Origin of the sequence: Caldalkalibacillus thermarum, from assembly GCF_014644735.1 — a bacterium.
In the GTDB taxonomy this organism is placed as follows: domain Bacteria; phylum Bacillota; class Bacilli; order Caldalkalibacillales; family Caldalkalibacillaceae; genus Caldalkalibacillus; species Caldalkalibacillus thermarum.
The window spans coordinates 1-23,319 of the sequence record NZ_BMKZ01000017.1; the positions used below are offsets into that span (position 1 = coordinate 1).

Consider the following 23,319-nt stretch of genomic DNA (forward strand, 5'->3'; position numbering starts at 1 on the left):
CTTCCCCCTCCTAACCTTAATCTTATCACTTCCAGTTCATATAGGGAATATATGTTTGTGCCCGATTCATCCCCCACTTACACTTCGTTTAGAAGTGGGGGTCTTCTCGGATAATTTATGATAAAAAGCACCCTGCTTCCTGCTGGGTGCCTTTCACCTGGATGGCTTGCGGGCCAGCATGGTCACCAATCCTTCCTTCTCCTGCTCATAGTAATAGAGAACATGCCATCCTTCAAACACGCTTAACAATTCTTGTGGCTGAAGTTTGTATGCCGGCCGGATATGGGGGTTGGCGTCATGTTCTGTTTGTAAAAACGTCTCCACAAACACAAGCCCGCTGGGTTTTAAAGTTCTTTTCACTTGCTCAAACAAGTCCCTTTGCAAATAATAGGTCTTAATCACCAAATCATACTGCGCTGGAGGCAGCTTGATCTCTTCCAAATCAACAACACGTCCATCAATAGGCAGTTGTTCTTCCTCTGCCAGCTTGGCCAAACAATTGATAGCTACGTCAGAGATATCCAAGGCGGTGACCCGAAACCCTTGTCTGGCTAAATACAGGCTGTTTCCGCCCAAACCACAGGCCAAATCAAGGGCTTCCCCTTTACAGTTACTTTTTAGTCCATTTGTTAAAACAGGCATTAACAGAGCAAGCCTTTTATTGGGCGGGGAAGGTTGAACCGTTTTAGCCAGCTTTGATTCATATTTATGATTCCATTTGATGCGGTCCTGTTCGGCCATCAGCCTAACTCCTTTGGTTGTAAAGCTTGTAGACCTGCAGTACTCTCGGTACTCTGTCTACAAGCTGAAGCAGGTGACATCCTCCTATTTCACATATCACGTTTTTCTTTTAACAATTGGCTAATGGGTTTTCAAACCTGATCTTTTTTGATGCAACTTCACGTATCACATCTTGTGTCTTAATAATAGAAGGGCCTGAGTTGTACTGTCGAAAGGCTTTTTGTGTATCCTGATTTCACCTCATATTTCGATTTTCTTATTGCAAAATCCTTCAAAGAACTATAAGAACTTCTTATAACACATAACACATAACACATAACACACTGTATCACCGAATTAATATCATGTGTTACAATAGGCATAATGGGAAGTTCTTCCTTGCCCATAAACCATCATGGCTTATGGACACCGGTCACTGTGAGGAAGCGCAACATCAATACGTTAAAAAGGATGTGTTTCTATTGGTTACAGACTCCAAAAATCCTAAATACACAAACCGATTAATACATGAAAAGTCACCCTATCTTCTTCAACATGCCCACAATCCTGTAGATTGGTACCCTTGGGGTGAGGAAGCCTTTGAAAAAGCAAGACGGGAAGATAAACCTGTTTTCCTCAGCATCGGCTATTCCACTTGCCACTGGTGCCATGTCATGGAGAGGGAATCATTTGAAGATGAAGAAATTGCTGATATTTTGAACAACCACTTTGTGTCGATCAAAGTGGACCGGGAAGAACGGCCTGATGTGGATGCAATCTATATGGCCGTCTGCCAGGCGTTGACCGGGCACGGAGGGTGGCCGCTGACCATTGTGATGCACCCTGATCAAAAGCCCTTCTTTGCTGCCACCTATCTGCCCAAAGAGGGAAAGTGGGGGCGTTCCGGACTAAAAGAGATTTTGCAAAAAATCCATCACCTGTGGCTCCATGACCGTCAAAAGCTCAATGAGGCAGGAGCAAACATTATAAAAGCCATCCAGGAGATGAAAAGCCGCCCAAAAGGAGCCGAGCTGACCAAAGAGATCCTGCATCACGCCTATGCCCAATTTGAGCGCACCTTTGATGCGGACTATGGCGGCTTTGGCCAAGCACCTAAGTTTCCTCTGCCCCATTCCTATTTGTTCTTATTGCGTTACTGGCAAATGACGGGGGAGCCAAAAGCCCTGGAGATGACGGAGAAGTCCCTGCAGGCCATGCACCGCGGCGGCATCTATGACCATTTGGGCTACGGATTTGCCCGCTACTCGGTAGATGAAAAATGGCTGGTCCCCCATTTTGAAAAAATGCTGTACGACAATGCCCTGCTGGCTTACAGTTATACGGAAGCTTACCAAGCCACAAGAAATCCTTATTACAAGCAAGTGACGGAAGAAATTTTTGAATATGTCCAGCGGGTGATGACCTCTCCAGAAGGCGGATTTTATTCGGCAGAGGATGCCGATTCGGAAGGAGTAGAAGGTAAGTTCTATGTATGGACACCGGAAGAAATATTCGAGGTGCTGGAGGAAACAGAGGCAGAACTGTTTTGTGACATTTATGATGTAACCGAACAGGGCAATTTTGAAGGGAAAAATATTTTACACCTGATTGATGTTGACCTGGAGCAAAAAGCAAAGCAGTACGGCTTGTCCCTTGCACAGCTCGAACAGAAACTGGCCGCTGCCCGGCACAAACTGTTTCTCCACCGTGAAAAACGGGTCCATCCCCATAAAGATGATAAGATTTTAACCGCCTGGAACGGTTTGATGATTGCTGCCTTGGCCAAAGCGTCCGCCGCTTTTGGGCGCTCAGATTATCTGGAGCTGGCCCGTAGAGCGGCAAACATGATTGAACGGCACTTAACCGACAGCGAGGGACGCCTGTTGGCGCGCTACCGGGATGGTGAAGCACACTATCTGGCTTACATCGATGACTACGCCTTTTTCATCTGGGCCTTGCATGAGTTGTATTTTGCCTCTTCAGACGCCTCCTGTCTACAACAGGCCAAATCCTTGCTGGATCAAACCCTGGAACGTTTCTGGGATAAACAAAACGGAGGCTTTTTCTTCTATGCCAAGGACGCCGAGCGGCTGATTACCAATCCAAAAGAGATTTATGACGGGGCCACCCCCTCCGGCAATGGAGTGATGGCCTTTAATCTGGTCCGCCATTACTTGCTGAGCGGTGAAGATGTTTACCGGGAGACTGCGGAAGCGTTGCTGCAGGCTTTCGGGCAGCAAATTAACGAGTATCCGTCCGGACATGCGTTTTCTTTGCTGGCCTTGCAACTTTCGAGCGGCAATCATGCCGAGCTTGTGATCGTGGAAGGGAAAGACCGGCATACTTATGACAAAATGGTCGAAACGGTGCAGCGGGCTTATCTGCCCTTGGCCGTTGTCTTGTATAAAACACGTGAGCAAAACCAGCGCTTGAATGCTCTGGCTCCGGCTCACCAGGACAAACAAGCGGTAGACGGCCAAACCACTTTTTATCACTGTGTCAATTTTGCCTGGATACACCTTCATCAAAATCTGCCTGGATTTAATTCATCCTGTTCCGTAAAAATCAGGTAATCCTTCACTTTAGTCAGGCTGTTCCTTTTCAGTAAAGCAGTTCCGCGACGGGCCCGGGTCATTTTCTCCACCTGGGCCAGATCGACGGAACGGAGCGCTCCCCGCCCTGTTTCAATCTGGATTTGAACCGGTTTCTCACCTTCAGGGATCACATATCCAGTCACTACCTCATCTCCCTCTTTTAGGTTAATGCCTTTCACCCCCTGTGCTTTCTGGCCCACCTCACTCACCTCTTCTCCGCTGAACCATAACAAATAACCCTGCTGGGTTCCTATCATGATATCTTCATGCCCAGTGGTCAGACGAACATCAAGCAGCTCATCCCCAGCTTTTAATTTCAAGGCTACCAGAGGTTTGGAGTAACGCTGGACCTCATACTCGGCCAAGGCTGTCTTCTTAACCATGCCCTGGCGGGTAAAGAAGAGCAGCTTCCGCTCGTCCTCAGCGAAATCAATGACATTGTGAGCGGCAATAATGCGCTCGTCCTTATCGATGGGGATCAGATTGCTGATATGCTGCCCCAGCTCTTTCCAGCGGATATCGGGCAGTTCGTGCACAGGCAGATAGAGATACCGGCCTTTGTTGGTAAAAAGCAGCAAGGTATGGGTGGTGTTAGACTCATACAGAAAGAGGAGTTCATCCCCTTCTTTCATCCCTGCCTCTTCCCCATTTGAGGCAGCATAGGAACGGAGGCTGGTCCGCTTCACATAGCCGTCCCTTGTCACAGTCACCATTACATTTTCCGACGGTACCAATACCTCCAAATTGATGTTCAACTCTTCGATTTCCTCTTGGATCTCAGTGCGCCGCCGGTCGGCATACTTCTCCTTGATTTGCACCAGCTCTGTCTTGATCACATCGATTAACCTGGCCTCACTGCCCAGAATCGCCTCCAGCCCCTCAATCTTGTGCTTCAGTTCCTGCGCCTCTTTCTCCAGTTGGGAAATATCCGTATTGGTCAAACGGTACAACTGCAGGGTGACAATGGCTTCTGCCTGCTGTTCTGTAAAACCGAACTGAGCCATTAAATTTTCTTTTGCATCTGCTTTGTTCTTGGAGGCCCGGATCGTGGCGATCACATCGTCCAGGATGGAGATGGCTTTAATCAAGCCTTGTACAACGTGCTCCCGCTCCCGGGCCTTGGCCAGATCGTACTGGCTGCGCCTTTTGACCACTTCTTTCTGATGGTCAATATAGGCCTGTAGCAATTGCTTCAGGTTAAGCAGCTTGGGTGTTTTGTTATGGATAGCGACCATGTTAAAGTTGTACGAAATTTGCAAGTCGGTATGTTTATATAAGTAATGAAGCACACCTTCCGCATCGGCATCCTTTTTCAGCTCTATGACAATGCGTAACCCGCTGCGGTCTGTTTCATCGCGCACTTCAGCAATACCTTCCACTTTGCGGTCCAGTCGGCATTCATCAATTTTGCGCACCAGCTGGGCTTTGTTCACTTCATAAGGGATTTCCGTGATCACAATTTGCTCCCGGCCGCCTTTGACAACTTCAAAGGAAGCTTTGGCCCGCAACACAATTTTTCCTTTGCCCGTTCGGTAGGCCTGTCTGATCCCGTCTATCCCCTGGATAATGCCCCCCGTGGGAAAATCGGGCCCGCGAAGAACGGTCATCAGTTCGTCCACCGTCACAGACGGATTGTCCAGTTGCATCAACACCGCATCAATCACCTCGCCCAAGGGATGGGGCGGGATTTCCGTGGCATATCCGGCGGAAATGCCGGTCGAGCCGTTGACCAGCAGATTGGGAAAGCGAGCCGGCAACACGGTGGGTTCCTGTGTCGTATCATCAAAATTAGGGGCAAAAGGGACTGTTTCCCGGTCGATATCCCTGAGCATCTCAGCGGCAATGCTGGACAGGCGGGCTTCTGTGTAACGCATGGCCGCTTGCGGGTCTCCGTCCATACTGCCGTTGTTACCGTGCATTTCAACCAGAATATGGCGCATTTTCCAATCTTGGGACATGCGTACCAAGGCATCGTACACGGATGCGTCACCATGGGGGTGGTAATTGCCGATCACTGTGCCCACAGTTTTAGCCGACTTGCGGAACGGCTTGTCATGGGTGTTTCCCTCTTTAAACATGGCGTATAAAATCCGCCGCTGCACCGGCTTCAGGCCGTCCCGCACATCCGGCAGGGCCCGGTCCTGAATGATATATTTGGAGTAACGGCCAAACCGGTCGCTGATAATCTCTTCAAAAGGCAAATCCAGAAATTTCTCCAGCACAGACAACCTATCTTCCCTCCCCTGTCAGCACAAGTTTTTGGTTCAAGAGCAGCTTTTCATCATCTTCCAGGTTAAAGGCGACGTTGTTTTCAATCCACTTGCGGCGCGGCTCCACTTTATCCCCCATCAGAATGGACACGCGCCGTTCGGCTCGGGCCGCATCATCCAGGGTGACCCGGATTAAGGAGCGGGTTTCCGGATTCATCGTGGTTTCCCATAATTGGTCCGCATTCATCTCGCCCAAACCCTTGTAGCGCTGAATGGTGTAGCCTTTGCCCACCTTTTTGATTGCCGCAGCCAGCTCATCCTCATCCCAGGCATATGCCACCACTTCAGTTCGGCCTGCCCCCTTGCTCACTTTATACAGGGGAGGCATGGCGATGTACACTCTTCCCGCCTCAATCAGCGGACGCATATAGCGGTAGAAGAAGGTGAGCAGCAAGACCTGGATATGAGCCCCGTCGGTATCGGCGTCGGTCATGATGATCACCTTGCTGTAATTGGCTTCTTCCAGTGTGAAATCCGCGCCGACACCAGCTCCGATGGTATGGATAATGGTGCGGATCTCTTCGTTTTTCAAAATGTCCTCCAGCTTGGCCTTTTCGGCGTTGATCACTTTACCCCGCAATGGCAATATGGCCTGAAAACGGCGGTCCCGCCCCTGCTTGGCTGATCCGCCGGCAGAGTCCCCTTCCACCAAAAACAGCTCATTGCGCGACGGATCTTTAGATTGGGCCGGCGTCAATTTCCCGCTTAACAGCGCTTCTTTTTTCTTCCCTTTCTTACCAGAGCGAGCCTCCTCACGGGCCCTCCTGGCCGCTTCCCTGGCTTGGGCGGCCCGGATCGCCTTCTTGATCAGGGTGTTGGCCACATCAGGATTTTCCTGCAAGTAGATCAAAAGCTGCTCGGCGACAAAGGTATCCACGGCCGAGCGGGCCTCAGGCGTGCCCAGCTTGCCTTTGGTTTGGCCTTCAAACTGCAATTTTTCCTCCGGCACCCGGACAGAGACAACGGCCGTTAAGCCTTCCCGCACATCGGACCCTTCCAGGTTTTTATCCTTTTCTTTTAAGAAGCCAACTTTACGGGCATATTCATTAAACTGGCGGGTCATAGCTGTTTTAAAGCCTGCCTCATGGGTTCCCCCGTCTTTGGTGCGCACGTGGTTAACAAAGGAAAGCACATTTTCAGACACCCCGTCATTATATTGGAAGGCAATTTCCATCTCAATACCATTCTGTTCGCCTTGAAAATAAACAACAGGGTGGAAAGTGGTTTTATCTTCATTGATATATTCCACAAAAGCCTCAATGCCTTTTTCAAACCGAAAAATGTCATGCCGTGGCTGGCCATCCCGTTCGTCTGTCACTTCAATGGTTAAGCCTCTCAGCAAAAAGGCGGCTTCGCGGCAGCGTTCGGCCAAAATATCGTATTGGAATTTCACCGTGCTAAAAATAGAAGTATCTGGTTTAAAGCGCACACAGGTTCCGGTCTGCTTGCTGGGTCCAATGACTTCCAGCCCCGTCACGGGTTTTCCGCCATCTTCAAAACGTTGGTGGAATATTTTCCCGTCGCGCTGAATAGTCACTTCCAGCCATTCGGACAGGGCATTGACCACGGAGGCACCCACCCCGTGCAAACCGCCTGAAGTGGCATATCCGCCCTGGCCAAATTTTCCTCCAGCGTGCAAAACTGTAAAAATCACTTCTGGTGTAGGTTTGCCAATTTTATGTATGCCAGTGGGAATGCCTCTGCCTTTATCCTTTACACTGACACTTCCATCCGAATGGAGGGTCACCTTAATGTGATTGCCAAATCCGGCCAGGGCCTCATCCACCGCGTTATCCAGTATTTCATACACCAGGTGGTGAAGACCTCTGGTATCGGTGCTGCCTATGTACATACCTGGGCGTTTACGCACCGCATCCAAGCCTTCTAGCACCTGAATGGCATCATCATTGTAATCATGGGTGATGTTTTTGGCCACAGACTCGCACCTCTCTCAACACTTTTATTTCCACTTAGTCCATTTATGTACATCTACCAGGTTGTCGTACGGAGCATATGTATTTTATCATGCTACCATCTTCGGCTCATGTATACAATCTCATGACAATATGTTACTGAACCTTCATCCAAAATGGAAGGGCTAACCAAACAAGAACGTATCGCAGTGCCAAGGGGATGAACCGGACACTCGATAGGCAAAAACTCTGAGCTGACATAGTATCGGAAGAGCGAGCCATAAAGGCTGTTACTCTGATGAGCAAGTAATAGTCTTTTTCTTTATGGCTCATATGCGTTATAATGAAGGGAGCAGCTTTTTTATTCCTCTTCCTTACATACTTTCTTCAGGTTAACTTTTGGTGAAACAAAGGAGCGATCATGATGTTCCATCGTACCCAAACGCGGCCTGTACGCGTAGGTAACGTAACGATCGGCGGCAATGACCATGTTGTCATCCAAAGCATGACCACCACCAAAACCCATGACGTTGAGGCGACCGTGGCCCAAATTAAGCGTCTGGAAGAAGCCGGGTGTCAAATTGTGCGCGTGGCCTGTCCAGACATGCGCGCTGCCGAGGCTATCCCTGAAATTAAAAAACGAATCAACATCCCCCTTGTGGCTGATATTCATTTTGATTATAAACTAGCCCTTAAAGCAATTGAAGGCGGTGTTGACAAAATCCGCATCAATCCCGGTAACATCGGTAAAAGGGAAAAAGTTGAAGCGGTGGTCAAAGCAGCTAAGGAACGGGGGATTCCGATCCGCATCGGGGTGAATGCCGGGTCACTGGAAAAGCGGATATTAGAGAAATATGGTTACCCAACTGCGGACGGTATGGTAGAAAGTGCCTTATATCATATTTCCATTTTGGAAGAGCTTGATTTTCATGATATTGTGGTCTCCCTGAAAGCGTCAGACGTGCGGCTGGCCATTGAAGCTTATCAGAAGGCAGCAAAAACCTTTAATTATCCTTTGCATCTGGGAATTACGGAAGCGGGCACCTTGTTTGCCGGTACGGTTAAAAGTGCTGCCGGGCTGGGGGCCCTTTTAGCCCAAGGCATCGGATCCACCATTCGGATCTCGTTAAGTGCCGACCCAGTGGAGGAGGTCCGGGTGGCCCGCGAATTGTTAAAAGCATTCGGCCTCGCTGCCAACGCGGCTACGCTGATTTCCTGCCCGACTTGCGGGCGGATTGAAATTGACTTAATTTCTATCGCCAATGAAATCGAAGAGTATATTGCCAAAATCAAGGCTCCCATTAAAGTGGCCGTCCTAGGTTGTGCAGTAAATGGACCGGGAGAAGCACGGGAGGCGGACATTGGCATAGCAGGTGCCCGGGGAGAAGGTTTGTTGTTCAGACACGGAAAAATTGTACGCAAAGTACCAGAAGAAAAAATGGTGGAAGAGTTAAAGAAAGAAGTGGATAAGCTGGTCGAGGAATACTTTAAAAAACAAAAGGCGGAACAAACACACTAGGGGATCACACCTGGCGAGGAGGTTGCGGGAGGATAACGATGTTTTTTTCAAAAAGGAGCAGGTATCATGGCTTAGTGTTGTACATCTATCATGACCAGCCCCACCCCCTGCTCCTGGTCATGCCCGAGGACGTGGCAGGGGACGTGCTGTCTACGATCAAAAAGTTTGAAAAATCGGCCCTAAACGCCCAAGAATATATTGGACAACTGGGTCCCTTTTCAGTTGTCCATGAAATCCAAGGGTTTGAAAAAATAACCATCCATCATGACACATTAAGCTGGAGCGAGCCCATCCTGTATACTGACTTTGCCAAAAAAATCAGTGACCGGTTGCAAGACCTAATGGACCAGATCCAGCCAGATCTTGAAGAAGAACTCGTTTATTTCATAGGTGAATTTACCATGATGCAGGATAACGGCTTTGTGGCTCCATTTTAAAGTTGCTGCGGCACGCGGGGATATGAGATTCCCCGCTGTTTTTATTTAATTAAAAACCCGTCTTCCAGAATGAGCGGGCCAGAGACCACAAAACCCGTTCAGACACATTTCTGGTTTAAACGCTTCTTTCCTTCACGGCATAGTTCAAAAAGCGGGCATACGTGACACTGGGGATTTTGGGCTTTGCAATGATAGCGCCCAAAGAAAATGAGCCGATGGTGGGTAATAGCCCACTCTTCTTTGGGCACTTTTTTCATGAGTGTCTTCTCCACTTGCAAAGGTGTATCTTTCCACCGGCATATCCCCAGGCGCTTAGTTACCCGTTCCACATGGGTATCTACGGCAATGGCTGGATAACCAAAAGCCGTAGACATGATCACATTAGCTGTTTTGCGGCCGATGCCGGGCAATTGAATCAGCTCTTCCCGGGAACGGGGAATCTCGCCGTTATATTTCTCAATCAAAATTTGGCACATCTTTTTGATGTTTTTAGCCTTATTACGGTACAAGCCGATCTGACGGATATCCTGTTCCAACTCTTCCAGCGGAACGCGCACATAATCTTCAGGTGTATGGTATTTATTAAACAGCTCTTTGGTGACTTTATTCACCATCTGGTCCGTGCATTGGGCTGAAAGCATAACAGCAATGGTTAATTCAAAGGGATTGGAATGATTTAATTCACAATGTGCATCGGGAAACATCTTGGCGATGGTATCCAGCACGTGGCGAATCTGTTTCTTGGTAAGCAAGATTAATCACCTTTCAAGCCAATTATAAAACGGAAAGTCAACTGCCTCATTATACCCTCTTTGCCCCGATTTTGATGCTTGGTGGCGTCGAAACCCTTTAATATGGTTAAGGACCTGATCCACCGTCGTTAAACCGTTTTTCTGCCACTCAAGCAAGATTTTATCGATGTAGCGCAGAGAACGCTTGTTCGCGATCACTGCTTCTTTTAAGGCAAGCAAAATGATCTGTGGATCAAGTTGATCTTCATCCAGCCAGGTGGCAATCGTTTCACACTCCATCGGGCTTAACGGGCGGCCGAACTCCTGTTCAAAGCGCTTAAAAACCCGACCTTCTGCATCCTTGCTGCTGTCTGGATGATGTTCAGCTGGCCACACATCCCGGTCTTTCGCTGCTGCCACTTCCTCTACATTAATCGTCAAGTAACGGAATAACTTTTCCCATAACGGCTCTAAGGAATAGTGTTCAACCACACGGTTATTTTCATCCAAGTTGGAACGAATCTCGAGGAATCTTTCCTTCCGCAGCCGATTCAGCATCCTGGTCAATTCCACCTGGGAACAGGTCATACGCTCCTCCAGCTGTTTAATGCTGGGAAAAGAAATGCCTTCACTGACAAAAGAGTGAATATGGATGAGCAACATCATCTCTGTATCAGACAGATGCAGTTTTTTATAGTTTTCCAGCAGCAGATGAGGAATTGAGGCACTTCCCTTGTTCATCCATTTGGCCCAGTCCTGTACAGAAATCACTGCCTCTCTCCTCCCCGCGTCAAAATTTACGGGTATAAACGGTTTAACAAGCGAGGAAACGGAATGGTTTCCCGAACGTGTTTTGTTCCCGTAATCCAGGCTACCGTACGTTCAAGGCCTAAACCAAACCCTGAATGGGGAACGGTGCCATACCGTCTGAGATCCAAATACCACTGGTAAGCTTCCCGTGGAAGCTGGTGTTGTTCAAAACGTTTCTCCAATAAGGCTGGATCATCAATGCGCTGGCTGCCGCCGATAATCTCCCCGTACCCTTCTGGGGCGATGAGATCGGCACAAAGCACCACTTCAGGCCGTTCAGGATCCGGCTTCATATAAAAGGCCTTAATGTCTGTCGGGTAGTGAGTAATAAACACCGGCTTGTCAAACTGTTCGGCAATCGCTGTTTCATCGGGTGCTCCGAAATCCTCGCCCCACTTGATATGATGTCCTTTGTCTTGCAACAGACGGATGGCTTCATCATAAGTGATGCGCGGAAACGGTGGTTCAACCTTTTCAAGGAGTGTCGTGTCCCGCTCTAAAATCTCCAGTTCACGCTGGCAGTTCTTGAGCACCGTTTGGACAATGTGCGTCACAAAATGCTCTTGAATCTTCAAATTTTCCTCATGATCCACAAAAGCCATCTCCGGTTCTACCATCCAAAATTCAATCAAATGCCGGCGGGTTTTTGATTTTTCCGCCCTAAATGTGGGGCCGAATGAATAGACCTTGCCAAAAGCCATGGCGGCTGCTTCCATATATAATTGTCCGCTTTGGGACAAATAAGCATCTTCATCAAAGTATTTGGTATGGAACAGGGATGTTGTGCCTTCCGCCGATGTAGGGGTTAAGATTGGCGGATCCACCTTGATGAAGTTTTCTTTGTTAAAAAAGTCGTGAATGGCTTGAATAATGTGATGGCGGATGGTGAGCAAAGCGTGCTGTCGTTTGGAACGGATCCAAAGATGGCGATGATCCATCAAAAACTCGGTCCCATGCTCTTTAGGCGTAATGGGATAATTTTCAGCAATTTGTATGACCTCAACGTTGGTGACGGATAATTCATAGCCGCTTGGTGCCCGCTCATCCTTCCGTACGACCCCCGTCACATACAATGAACTTTCCTGGGTTAATGCTTTGGCCGCTTCCCACACCTCGGGAGAAACTTCATTCTTTACCATCACCCCTTGGATAAACCCCGTTCCGTCGCGCAATTGCAGAAATTGGATTTTTCCGCTGGAACGTTTGTTATAGAGCCATGTTCCGATGGTTACTTCTTGGCCTACGTAACGGCCTGCTTCAGCTATTGTGATTTTCAAAGCCATTCCCTCCAGCACTGATGATGTCATCTTAGAGCACGTTTAAATGCGTCCACCGTAACATTATACATGGTTGTGTCCAGATAAGAAAGCACAGGTGCTTATTTTTCCATAAAGCGTCTGATGCGCTTAATGGCTTCTTCCAGTGCTTCTAAGGAGGTGGCATAAGAAATGCGGACGTTGTGCGGTGCTCCGAAGGCACTTCCTGGAACCAAGGCCACCTTCTCTTCTTCCAACAACCCTTTGGCCCACTCATCCACCGTTGGATATGGGCTGTTTTGTACCACTTGCTGCACATTGGGGAACAGATAAAAAGCCCCCTCAGGTTGAACACAAGTAACCCCCGGCAGTTCAATCAGCTGGGCGTAGATTTTATCACGACGTTCTTGAAAAGCCTTCTTCATCCGCTCCAAAGGTTCCTGCGTGCCTTCAAGAGCGGCCAGGGCTGCGTATTGAGCCACCGACGTCGGATTAGACGTGCTATGGCTGGACAAGTCGGCAATGGCTTTCATGTAGGGTTGGGGACCAGCCACATAACCGATTCTCCAGCCCGTCATCGAATACGGTTTGGACATACCATTGACCACAAAGGTTTTGGCCCATACCTCATCAGAGAGGGAAGCTATGCTGACATGCTCAACGTCTCCGTAGATCAGCTTCTCATAAATCTCGTCAGAAATAATGAAAATATTGTGTTTCATACAAACATCAGCCAGTGCCGCCAACTCATGTTTTCGGTACAGGCTGCCGGTCGGGTTGCTGGGTGAATTGATAATTACCGCCTTGGTTTTGGGCGTAATGACCTCCTCCAGCTGTTCGGGTGTGATCTTAAACTGATTCTCTTCCTTTCCTTCCACAAAAACGGGAATCCCCTCAGCTAATTTAACCTGCTCCGGATAACTCACCCAGTATGGAGTAGGAATAATCACTTCATCCCCAGGGTTGACCAACACTTGGAAAATATTGTATAACGCATGCTTAGCCCCACTGCAAACAACAACCTGATCCACATTGTATGTCAAATTATTATCCCGCTTGAGCTTATGTACAATCGCTTCCCTTAATTGGGGGATACCAGCGGAAGGGGTATATTTGGTATGCCCCTCTTTCATGGCCTGGTAGGCTGCTTCTATAATATGTTCAGGTGTATTAAAATCGGGTTCCCCCGCACCCAAGCCGATCACATCATGCCCTTCTGCACGCAGCATTTTAGCTTTAGCTGTGATGGCCAAGGTAGATGAAGGTGTTAATTTTGACACTCGGTTTGCTAGTGGCATACGCTAACGTCCTCCTCATCTTGTATAACATTGTTCTTTTATTATACAACAAAAAACCCCTTCGTCTCCAAAGGGGTTTAAGAAATTTCTTTTGTTTTGCCGTATTTGTTCAACAACTGGCGAAACGCATCGCCGCTTAAACGTTCTTCATGCACCAGGATATCAAAAGCTTGTCTGAAGACGGCATCATGTTCCACTAGCAGCTGCTTTGTCCGCTCAAACAGCTGGTCAATGATAAAGGTCATTTCTTCTTGCAGCCGGCCTTTAGGCACATGCTCAACCGAGACAATCCCTAGCCGGGACAACCCTGTCTCAATCATGTGCTGAGCACACTGTAAAGCCTGATCAAAATCATTTTTGGCGCCTGTACTCCGTTCACCAAAATAGATCTCCTCGGCTGCCGCCCCTGCCAGGCAAATCATAATCTGTTCTTCCAGATAGGATTTGGTATATAAATGTTGCTCTTGAGGAGGGGATTGACGCACGTATCCAAGGGCGCCTCCTCTCGGAACCAAGACCACTTGAGCAACAGAGCAGGGACGGAGCACTTCCGAGCAAATAGCATGCCCCAGCTCGTGATACGCTACACGCCGTTTTTCTTCCCCTGTGGACTCCTTATCCGTTTGCTCACCTAACATGACCTTTTCAATCGCTAGGGCAATATGGTTGCGGTTAATTGTTTTCTCTTCCGCTCGGAACGCATAAATGGCTGCTTCGTTAGCCACACTCTCCAGCTGTGCGCCTGATAAACCGTACGTATCCTTGGCCACTTCATCCAGGTTAACATCGCCAGCCAACGGTTTATGGCGGAAGTGAAGCTCGAGTATATGTTTGCGGGCCCGTTTGTCAGGCAAGTCGACACGAATCAGCCGGTCAAACCGTCCTGGCCGGAGCAAAGCCGGATCAAGCATATCCACACGATTAGTCGCTGCTATGATCAAGAGGCGTGGATGCTCTGTCGTGTTGATTCCGTCCATTTCCGTCAACAGCTGGTTTAACGTTTGGTCATATTCCTTTTGCTGGCGGCCATCACGCTTGCCCCCAATGGCATCAATCTCATCAATAAAGATGACACCGCGGGAGAGGCCTTTCTCCAGGGCCAGCTGCTTTACTTCTTTAAACAGGTCACGTATCCGGCTAGCCCCCACCCCCACATACATTTCCACAAACTCACTGCCTGAGGCAGCCACAAAAGCAGCTTCAGCATAGTTTGCTGCTGCTTTTGCCATTAACGTTTTCCCGGTTCCAGGGGGACCTGTTAACAAAATGCCTTTCAAGGGACGAATGCCATATCGCCGTGCCCGTTCGTCAAATTTCAGAAAATCAATGGCCTCTTTTAGTTCCTGTTTTGGTTTTTCCAGCCCACCGATATCTTCAAACGTGACACCGGTATCGTTCACTTCGTGGTAACGCTTGCGCTTATCCTTGCCCACAGGCAAGGAGCCTTGCCGATGGAGAACATAGACAAGTCCCGCTATCAAAGCCACAAACAAAAGCGGACCGACGTTAACACCTAAATAAATAAGGAAAAGGATAAAAGGAGGAATTGCACCAATCAGCCATTCCTTAGTCATCATCAAGCATGCCCCCTGTCCGTTCAGGTGCAGGAAAATGAAGATAAACCTCTCGGCCTGTGGAGGGATCCAGATAAATGAATACGCCTTTTTCCGCGACAATGACGTAACCATCCCGCACCTCATCGTTCGCCTTCAGTTTCTCAATGTAATGCTGGATGTCACGATAGCGGTGATGATAAATGCTTTCGGCAAACGCGGCAGAATGCTTCAGCCAAAAAGGGTTAAACTCTCCTTGTTCGGCACTAATCGTCATGACGTATGGTAAATCCAATTCTTGTAAAAAACCATCCAATTTTGCGTATAAGGGGTAAAATTGATCAGGGTTATGAAAACGGACCGTTATTTCGACACCTTTCCGGGTGGCATTCAATTCCACCAATTCAATGCCTTCTTTATCTTCAAACCATGCTTGGATGGGTTTTTCCGTATTGAGATGCTGATATCCAAACCAACTGCCAAATAAAACCAAGGCGGTAATTAATGAGGAGAGGAGGACTGTTTTCCACTTCAGTTTAACCATCTTTAACTTCCTCCCTGTTATCAAATGCATAATTGAGTATATCATACCTTGATATACTTTTCCTTGTTACTTATTTCCATTAAAAAACCCCCGCCCTGGGGACGGAGGTTAATTTTCCAATGTATAGCGTTTGATGAATTGACCGTTGTCCATGGCATAATATACATAATGCCAGCGCCCTTCCTCGTCAATGGCCACGATCTCCCAGCATAACTCATGATTGGTATACGCTGGCCTGACGGCTTTGACTGTCCTGTATGCGCGATCAGTTAACAGCCGAAGCACAGCTTCTTCTTCGCTCAGCTGGACATGTTCATCAACAGCAAAAGTCTTAACTTGTCCTTCTTCATCTACAACAGCAAAAACCGTCTGTTCTTGATCATCCCGCATCGTGAAAATAAAGTAAGTTTGATCGCAATGAAAACGGGATTGATCCACTATCTTCCAGCCTGTTTCCGCTTCTGCTAAAGCTTGTGCTTCAGCTAAACCTGTCTGCTGGTCTTGCTGAAGGGAGAGTACGATATCGACGATTAACCATAGGATAAGTGCCAGACAAACACTGCTTGCGATCAGCCATTTTTTCATGTTACTCGATCCTTTGCTTATTTAGATTTACCTCCTTCCTCAAGTCAAAATGGAGTGTCTCTAACGGGTAACCATGTTTTTGCAATTGGAATGTAAAGCCTTTTATCTGCCAGTCCCCTTGCTTTTCATCAATGAGGAGCTGATACTTAACTGAAAAATCGGCAAGGGATGCTTGCCAGGGCACATCCAAATGCGCCGTTAAATATTTAGTAAAAAAATCACTGATGACCTGCCCTGGCAAAGAGAAGTCCACTTGCCACTGTGCTTTGGAAGGGCTAAATGAGACGTATTCATACTGCCTGTGCTTAACGGCTTCATGCAACAGCTGGATATGATATACAGGAAGCAATAAAGCCACTTCCTTCTCCGATATGTTCCGTATGGCAGAGCCGTGTTGAAGGGTGATTTTTCCCCCTTTATTTTCCAGGCTAAATAACGGTTCATCTTCACTGACAGCATTTAACTCCCAGTGATTCTCATTTCGGTAGTGAACCGTATAGATCCGCTCTTCTTCTTCACCGACATTAATGACGTACATCCGCTCTTGGCCATCATCTGCTTCCCATACTTGTAAACTCTCGGCCAAAGCGGTTTTGTGTAAATCATCATGGACTTTTTCCCATGTTTGCCATGAGCTGTGCCCATTTGCTTGGAGTGTGCTGCCAGCTGAAATCGTTCCTGGTCCAGCCGGTTCTGGATCGTTTTGCTTTCCTTGACAGGCCATTAAGCCCATCAGCAAAACAACCGCTATTAAACATATGGCTCTTTTCACCCTCCGCTCCTCCTTATAATAAGACCCCTGTATGGATTTAACTCCCTGTTGAACGGGCTGCTATTATCATGTATATCTTTTTTGCCAGCCAGATATGTCGGTAACGTATCGTTAAAGAGTGGAGAAGGTGGCAGATCCATATGCTTTGCCTAAATACTGTTACTTATAGTGTGCGCTAATTGACCCATACTAAACTTACCGCTCTTTAAGGAGGGCGAAGAAATGCGCAGCGAACCGCTGGACAGGCCAACGCCACCTTCTTTTCAAGACAGCTGGGATGCCCCTTATCATCCCGACCTGTTTGAAAAAACCAAGAAGTGGTACCGCCCGCATGCCGCTTTGGAGAAAAACAGGCGTGAAGAAATGACGTACCGCCACATTTTTTTCCCGCATCACATTTAAAAAATCCCCTACCCTACACCCGGCTCAACCGTAAAGGTTGAGCTTACATAGTTGGTGAACCTGAAATCAGTATACCTGAAACAGCTCTTTAAGCACACGGTTTGCTTCATAAATAATTTTCTCCTCATCCAGAGTGACACACTGGCCATCTTTGACCACCTGTTTCCCTTGAACATAGACATGACAGACATCGCTTCCACTTGCAGAGTAAACAATGTGTGAAACCGGGTCATGGACAGGTTGCAAATGGGCTTGGTTTGGGGTAATGATGATAAAATCAGCTTCTTTTCCGGGCTCAAGCGCACCCACATGAGGAACAAAGGCACATTCAGCCCCCCACCTTGTTCCCATTTTAAGTGCCACTTGAGCCGGAACAACAGTAGGATCTTGATTCACCCCTTTGTGGATCAAAGCAGCCAGGCGCACTTCTTGAAACATATCTAAATTGTTGTTGGAGGCGGCGCTGTCTGTGCCAATGGACAAGCGGAAACCTCTTTCCAATAATTTAGGAACCAGTGCGATGCCTGAGCCCAATTTCAGGTTGCTGGCCGGATTGTGAGATATTTTTACATCATATTCCTGTAAAATATCCATTTCCTCTTCTTCCAGATGAACCGCATGGGCCACAAGTGTCGGACGCTCAAAGACACCGATATCCCGCAAATGGGGAACCGGACGTTTGCCGTATTGGCTTACATTTTGCCGAACTTCCCCGGCTGTTTCCGATAAGTGAATGTGCACAGGCAGATCAAGTTGATGAGCCCGGTCCACGATGCGGTCAATATAAGCCGGTGGGCATGTATACGGCGCATGGGGAGCCATCATCGTCGTAATCCGCCCCTCAGCCTGACCATGCCAGTTGCGGGCAAATTCTGTCGCTTCTTTCAACTTGGCGGTCTGTTCCTCCTGAGAACACAGCCCGATAATGCCGCGGGCTAATACCCCACGGATCCCCGCCTCTTCCACCACTTCTGCTACCGCATCCATATGGTCATACATATCCACAAAACAGGTGGTTCCCGACTTGAGCATTTCCACCACGGCCAAAGCAGTTCCCCAGCGTACCGTATCCCGGTTAAAGCGGGCTTCCATGGGCCACATCTTTTCCTCCAGCCATTCTTTTAAAGGGGCGTCATCGGCGTAACCCCGCAAAATGGACATGGCCGCATGCCCGTGAGTATTGACCCAGCCTGGCATGACCCACTGGCCTTTTAAATCGATGACCTGATCAATATCTGCTTCCTGTTCGGGTTGTCCCGAACCAACAGCAACAATGTTTTTGCCTTCAACCAACAGATAACCTTCACGAAACCACTCGTTCTGTTCATTGGCTGTTATAATCACGCCATTTTTAAACAATGTCTTCAATGTCCATCATCCTCTGCTAGAGTGATTGCCTTGTTTTCTATTCTCTTCCGGTCATTTAAATTCCTGCTTAAGAAGGCAAAACAAAGACCAAGTAATCCTCCTTTTGGCTGACAACGAGAATGTGGCCGTGTTTTCTGACCGGGTAGACGTCCAGCCATGATGATTCCAAACGTTCCATCACTTCAGGTTCATCTGTATCTGCTGAGCGGTAAAAGATGATGGCCACATGGGCATCTACTTCTTCCAAAAAATCCTCACTGGAAGCGTTCATACTGCCAAAATTGCTCACTTTCAATATGTGGGAGCGTAAATCGTATTGCTTCATTAATTCTTTTTCAACTTTTTTCGAAATCGTCCCGGTAAACAAAAAACGCTGCTGACCATGAACCAATTGAAAAACCAGGGAATTGTCCGGCAAAGAAAGGGACAACCGCTGTTGGGGATGAAACACTTTCAGTTCACAGGCTTCATCTAACCTGATTGTGTCGCCTGCAATCAAGGGCTGGAGCTCAGCATGTTCTGTTTTTTCTAAAGAGGTAAACAGGCCATCCAGATAAAAAGGATAATAAATATGCCGGGGTTCATATAAATCTACAATCAGCTCCAAATTGCCCACAAACTCTTCTTGCTGGCTGGTAATCACTAAGTGGTGGATATGTTCAATTTGCTGTTCTCTTAAGAAACGGATTAACTCCCTTTGTGAGGCCTTGCTTCCCGTGTCAACCAGCATCGCTTCACCGTTTTCCAGTTGAATTAATGTGGCTTCACCTTGTTTAAGTTGAATGAAATATACTCTCATGCCCTCATCAGGAATTATCTTGCGCAGGTTTTTGGGACTAAAGGCTTTGCCGGTTCCAGCGTCTATGATCAGGCTGACAAGGAAGACAATGAGCAAAAGCACCATTAACCTGCGCTGACTGCGGGAAAGAAGCCTTATCTTCATCTTCCACCTGAGTGCTCCTCTTCCTTTATAACTTGCTGGGAAACAGACGCCTCAACGTGGGGGAACTGCCCTTCGTAAAGCCCGCGCAATCCTCGTACCAAAGGGTGGGCAGGTGCTTGCCGTTCCAAACGGGCAATCGCTTTGCGGGCTTTATGTTTGTGATTCCAAAATAACAGCATCCATGTATAGGAGAGCTGAAGGTCCACTTCTTCGGGAAAAAGGGACAAAGCTTTAATAAACAACGGCTGACTGCGCTCTATATCTTTGGTCAATCCGTAATTCCAGGCTAAACCAGCCCACACTTCAGCATCCAAGCATCTTTCATCCCGTTTAAAAATGCGTTGATAGCACTGGATGGCCATTTGATACAAAGATTTTTGCTCAAAATGTTTAGCCATCTGTTTTAAAAGCTCCGGGTTTTCCTCCACTTGCAGCGCTTCAAACCAATAGGCGAATGCTGTATCCTCATCGCCTAGTTGCAAATACACATTGCCAACCATATAAGGTCCCCGCCAGTCCCCAGGTGACAAATGCAGGTATAGCTTAAATTTTTCTAAACTTTGCTTGTACCTTTGCAACTGATATAGAGTCTGGGCTTGATTAAACAGAATAATCCCTTTCCATTCATCCCGCACCTGTTCCAGATCAATCTTTTCAAAATAGTAATGGGCCTGTTCGTAGGCCTTTAACGTTCCCTGCAAACAAGCCAACCCATGGGCAGCCAGATGGTAAATATCCTCTTCTTTCGCGGTGTCAAGCAAAAATTGCATATGGTACTTCGCTTGTTCCAGCTGATTGGTAGCCAGATAAGCGTGAGCCAGAAACAGGCGTGCCACTTCAAAATCAGGATATTGCTCCAATACCCGGCTAAAATAAGGGATCGCTTGTTCAAACATCATGAGATCATAAAACGCCTTACCCTGTTTCCACTCCGGCCAATCGGTCACATCGATACACAGCGGGGAAACGGGTATCTGTTCGCAAACCGTTCCATCTGGTCCGCTATAGGAAAGTTTGGACAACGCATCCTCAAATTTGATCCATTCCTCTAAGATTAATTCACTTTCCTTCTGCAACAAAGCCAGTTCATCCTGATACTCCGTTTGTGGTAACAAGCCTTTATTGTATTGCTGATGTAAGTCTGTTAATTTTTTGTGAAGCTGCTCAAAATATAATTTGATTTGCATAAAACAACCACCCATAATGTTTGTTTGTAGTGTTTCACACCGTAACGGTAGCTATACAACACATGATGGGTGGATAGTTGCGAAAATCCTATTTCACTGAGCCATGGACTTCATAATCGATTAGCTCGGCAATCCGGTTATCTTTATCCATAATGGCCACTTTCGGTCTAAATTGAGCTGCCTTTTCTTCCGGGACCAGCGCATATGAGATAATAATGACCGTGTCACCTGGTTGAACCAGCCGGGCTGCTGCGCCATTCAGACAAATGGTGCCTGACCCCCGCGGTCCTGGAATCACATAGGTTTCCAGGCGGGCACCATTGTTATTGTTAACCACTTGGACTTTTTCATTGGGTAAAATGTCAACAGCTTCCATTAACGCTTCATCAATGGTAATGCTGCCCACGTAGTTGAGATTGGCCTCCGTCACCGTAGCCCTGTGCAGCTTAGCTTTCATCATGTGACGGAACATGTCAGTTACCTCCCTCCATGTCGATGATAACATTGTCAATCAGGCGGGTACGGCCTATTTTGACCGCTACAGCAACGATCACTTGTCCTTTCAACCCGTGCAGCGATTCAAGGGACTTAAGTTCTGGAAACGAACGAATATCGATGTAATCTATTTCAATTAACGGCTGACTCCGCAGCATTTTTTCCATGCGTGTTTTGATCCGGTCTGTATTCCGTTCGCCTCCCTCAACCAGCGCCTTAGCTTCCCGCAAACTTTTGTACAGATAAAGTGCCTGCTTGCGCTCTTCCTCTGACAAATACACATTACGGGAGCTCATTGCCAGCCCGTCCTTTTCCCGCACAATCGGACAAGGTTTAATCGTAACGGGTATATTCAGATCTTTTACCATTTGCTGAATAACGGCCACCTGCTGGGCATCTTTCAAGCCAAAGTAGGCATAGTCAGGCTGGATAATATTAAATAATTTGGTTACAACGGTGGCCACACCTGTAAAATGACCGGGACGGGAAGCTCCGCACATCACCTCTGTGATGGTGGAAACTGATACGGACGTCAGCGGATGTTGAGGATACATTTCATTCACATCCGGTACAAATAGATAGTCTACCCCATGTTCCCTGGCCAGAGCCTTATCCCGTTCAAGGTCCCGCGGATAACGGTCAAAGTCTTCATTCTCACCGAATTGCAGCGGGTTGACAAAAATACTCATGACGACCACATCACACTCTTTTCTGGCCTCTTTCACCAAACTGAGATGTCCGTCGTGCAAATAACCCATGGTAGGCACAAAGCCGATTTTACACTGGAAATCTTCCTTTTTTAACTGGCTGTATTCTGCTCTCCATTGGGCAATTGAAGGAATCACTTTCATCGTTCATCATCCTTTCCGCCGTACAGCCGAGCAACTACGGCTTCATCCGCCTGATAGCTGTGGTCGTCGGTGGGAAAACGCCGCTGGCGGACCTCTTCCACATACTGGCGGACGGCATCAACCACCGCACGGCCAATTTGTGCATATTGCTTGACAAATTTGGGCTGAATATCGCTGCCGAAGCCCACAAGATCATGAAAGACAAGAACCTGCCCGTCACATTCCGCCCCGGCACCAATGCCGATCGTGGGCACCTGTATTTGTTCTGATATATATTTTGCTAAAGCGGCAGGCACACACTCCAGGACGATGGCAAACACGCCTGCTGCTTCCAAAGCCTTGGCGTCAGCGATGATTTTTTTGGCAGCTTCCTCGTCTTTGCCCTGCACTTTGTAGCCTCCAAGCTGATAAACTGACTGGGGCGTTAAACCCAGGTGACCCATCACGGGGACTCCGGCCGCCGTCAAACGTTCAATACAGCCTGCGATTTCCTGGCCTCCTTCCAGTTTGACCGCCTGAGCCCCTCCTTCCTGTAACAGTCGGCGGCAAGCATCAAGCGTGCGGTCAAAGGAGCCGTGATAAGTTAAAAACGGCAAATCAGAGACAACTAACGCCTGTTTCGCTCCTCTTGCAACCGCTTTCGTATGGTGTAGCATGTCTTCTAAGGTGACGGGAATCGTAGAATCGTAACCGAGGATCACCATGCCCAGGGAATCACCAACGAGAATGACATCAATCCCCGCTTCATCCACCAGTTTCGCTGTGGGATAATCGTAGGCCGTAACCATGGTGATGGGTCGCCCTTCGGTTTTTAACCGCTTTAAGGTGGCAGCTGTTGTTTTATTCATCCTTTTTCCTCCCTTGTTGTGTGCATATCATCTATTTGTGGCCAATGTCAACAAATCGCTGAACAAGACGGGAGGAATCGTTAATCAAAAAAGCCTTCCGCAGGTGCAGAAGGCTGAAAAGACATACGGAGCTGTTCCAATCATGTCTCTAACGATCCCTCTGTCCCTGTCCATAAAGGTTCAAGGCAGATTGAGCGTTGAACTTGTCTAAAAGATTATTGCA

At 47.8% G+C, this 23,319-nt stretch carries 21 protein-coding genes; 4 read left to right on the plus strand and 17 right to left on the minus strand.

The window, feature by feature from the left end; genetic code table 11:
• Window positions 1-153 precede the first annotated feature (153 nt).
• Complete coding sequence (locus IEW48_RS08325) at window positions 154-741, minus strand: class I SAM-dependent methyltransferase (protein ID WP_188623407.1); 588 nt, start codon at window positions 739-741, stop codon at window positions 154-156.
• A 401-nt stretch (window positions 742-1,142) separates the two neighbouring features.
• On the opposite strand from IEW48_RS08325, the gene IEW48_RS08330 reads away from it, so the two are divergent.
• Window positions 1,143-3,293, plus strand: a complete 2,151-nt coding sequence (locus IEW48_RS08330; RefSeq protein ID WP_229703998.1) for a thioredoxin domain-containing protein — start codon at window positions 1,143-1,145, stop codon at window positions 3,291-3,293.
• Here the strand turns inward: IEW48_RS08330 and parC are convergent.
• Both parC and parE read right to left on the minus strand, forming a co-directional pair.
• On the minus strand, window positions 3,245-5,542 hold the full coding sequence (gene parC / locus IEW48_RS08335) for a DNA topoisomerase IV subunit A (RefSeq protein WP_188623408.1): 2,298 nt from the start codon (window positions 5,540-5,542) through the stop codon (window positions 3,245-3,247). The genes IEW48_RS08330 and parC overlap by 49 nt on opposite strands.
• Window position 5,543: 1 nt before the next feature.
• Complete coding sequence (gene parE, locus IEW48_RS08340; protein ID WP_188623409.1) at window positions 5,544-7,520, minus strand: DNA topoisomerase IV subunit B; 1,977 nt, start codon at window positions 7,518-7,520, stop codon at window positions 5,544-5,546.
• Between the two features lie 398 nt (window positions 7,521-7,918).
• On the opposite strand from parE, the gene ispG reads away from it, so the two are divergent.
• Both ispG and IEW48_RS08350 read left to right on the plus strand, forming a co-directional pair.
• The gene (ispG, locus tag IEW48_RS08345) at window positions 7,919-9,016 is read left to right on the plus strand and encodes a flavodoxin-dependent (E)-4-hydroxy-3-methylbut-2-enyl-diphosphate synthase (protein WP_276529776.1); all 1,098 of its coding nucleotides are present in this window, start codon (window positions 7,919-7,921) and stop codon (window positions 9,014-9,016) included.
• Between the two features lie 38 nt (window positions 9,017-9,054).
• On the plus strand, window positions 9,055-9,453 hold the full coding sequence (locus tag IEW48_RS08350; protein ID WP_188623411.1) for a hypothetical protein: 399 nt from the start codon (window positions 9,055-9,057) through the stop codon (window positions 9,451-9,453).
• A gap of 98 nt (window positions 9,454-9,551) precedes the next feature.
• Here the strand turns inward: IEW48_RS08350 and nth are convergent, their stop codons facing one another.
• The 8 genes from nth to IEW48_RS08390 form a co-directional block, all read right to left on the minus strand.
• Window positions 9,552-10,205, minus strand: a complete 654-nt coding sequence (nth, locus tag IEW48_RS08355) for an endonuclease III (protein WP_188623412.1) — start codon at window positions 10,203-10,205, stop codon at window positions 9,552-9,554.
• 6 nt (window positions 10,206-10,211) lie between these two features.
• Window positions 10,212-10,955, minus strand: coding sequence for a DnaD domain-containing protein (locus IEW48_RS08360; protein ID WP_007505573.1), 744 nt, complete (start codon window positions 10,953-10,955; stop codon window positions 10,212-10,214).
• Between the two features lie 26 nt (window positions 10,956-10,981).
• Window positions 10,982-12,271: an asparagine--tRNA ligase gene (gene asnS, locus IEW48_RS08365; protein WP_371874847.1), complete on the minus strand. Its 1,290-nt coding sequence runs from the start codon at window positions 12,269-12,271 to the stop codon at window positions 10,982-10,984.
• Between the two features lie 101 nt (window positions 12,272-12,372).
• Window positions 12,373-13,548 (minus strand): pyridoxal phosphate-dependent aminotransferase, encoded by a 1,176-nt coding sequence (locus IEW48_RS08370; protein WP_188623414.1) that lies wholly within the window; start codon window positions 13,546-13,548, stop codon window positions 12,373-12,375.
• A gap of 77 nt (window positions 13,549-13,625) precedes the next feature.
• A complete protein-coding gene (locus IEW48_RS08375) occupies window positions 13,626-15,122 on the minus strand; it encodes an AAA family ATPase (protein WP_188623461.1) in 1,497 nt (498 codons plus the stop codon).
• Window positions 15,115-15,645 carry a hypothetical protein gene (locus IEW48_RS08380; protein ID WP_188623415.1) on the minus strand — a complete coding sequence of 177 codons (531 nt, stop codon included), beginning with the start codon at window positions 15,643-15,645 and terminating at the stop codon, window positions 15,115-15,117. The genes IEW48_RS08375 and IEW48_RS08380 overlap by 8 nt, the downstream gene beginning before the upstream one ends.
• A gap of 108 nt (window positions 15,646-15,753) precedes the next feature.
• Window positions 15,754-16,230 carry a hypothetical protein gene (locus IEW48_RS08385; RefSeq protein ID WP_188623416.1) on the minus strand — a complete coding sequence of 159 codons (477 nt, stop codon included), beginning with the start codon at window positions 16,228-16,230 and terminating at the stop codon, window positions 15,754-15,756.
• 1 nt (window position 16,231) lies between these two features.
• Window positions 16,232-17,002: a hypothetical protein gene (locus IEW48_RS08390; RefSeq protein WP_188623417.1), complete on the minus strand. Its 771-nt coding sequence runs from the start codon at window positions 17,000-17,002 to the stop codon at window positions 16,232-16,234.
• Between the two features lie 222 nt (window positions 17,003-17,224).
• Here IEW48_RS08390 and IEW48_RS08395 point away from each other — a divergent pair, with 222 nt between their 5' ends.
• Window positions 17,225-17,404, plus strand: a complete 180-nt coding sequence (locus tag IEW48_RS08395) for a hypothetical protein (RefSeq protein WP_188623418.1) — start codon at window positions 17,225-17,227, stop codon at window positions 17,402-17,404.
• Window positions 17,405-17,470: 66 nt separating this feature from the next.
• Here the strand turns inward: IEW48_RS08395 and IEW48_RS08400 are convergent, their stop codons facing one another.
• The 6 genes from IEW48_RS08400 to panB all read right to left on the minus strand — a co-directional run bounded on the left by IEW48_RS08400 (window position 17,471) and on the right by panB (window position 23,096).
• Window positions 17,471-18,772 (minus strand): amidohydrolase, encoded by a 1,302-nt coding sequence (locus IEW48_RS08400; protein ID WP_188623419.1) that lies wholly within the window; start codon window positions 18,770-18,772, stop codon window positions 17,471-17,473.
• Between the two features lie 67 nt (window positions 18,773-18,839).
• Window positions 18,840-19,715 carry a ComEC/Rec2 family competence protein gene (locus IEW48_RS08405; protein WP_007505585.1) on the minus strand — a complete coding sequence of 292 codons (876 nt, stop codon included), beginning with the start codon at window positions 19,713-19,715 and terminating at the stop codon, window positions 18,840-18,842.
• The gene (locus IEW48_RS08410; RefSeq protein WP_188623420.1) at window positions 19,712-20,902 is read right to left on the minus strand and encodes a tetratricopeptide repeat protein; all 1,191 of its coding nucleotides are present in this window, start codon (window positions 20,900-20,902) and stop codon (window positions 19,712-19,714) included. The genes IEW48_RS08405 and IEW48_RS08410 overlap by 4 nt, the downstream gene beginning before the upstream one ends.
• Window positions 20,903-20,990: 88 nt before the next feature.
• Window positions 20,991-21,374, minus strand: a complete 384-nt coding sequence (panD, locus tag IEW48_RS08415) for an aspartate 1-decarboxylase (RefSeq protein WP_188623421.1) — start codon at window positions 21,372-21,374, stop codon at window positions 20,991-20,993.
• Between the two features lies 1 nt (window position 21,375).
• On the minus strand, window positions 21,376-22,248 hold the full coding sequence (panC, locus tag IEW48_RS08420) for a pantoate--beta-alanine ligase (protein WP_188623422.1): 873 nt from the start codon (window positions 22,246-22,248) through the stop codon (window positions 21,376-21,378).
• The gene (gene panB, locus IEW48_RS08425) at window positions 22,245-23,096 is read right to left on the minus strand and encodes a 3-methyl-2-oxobutanoate hydroxymethyltransferase (RefSeq protein ID WP_188623423.1); all 852 of its coding nucleotides are present in this window, start codon (window positions 23,094-23,096) and stop codon (window positions 22,245-22,247) included. The genes panC and panB overlap by 4 nt, the downstream gene beginning before the upstream one ends.
• Between the last annotated feature and the right edge of the window lie 223 nt (window positions 23,097-23,319).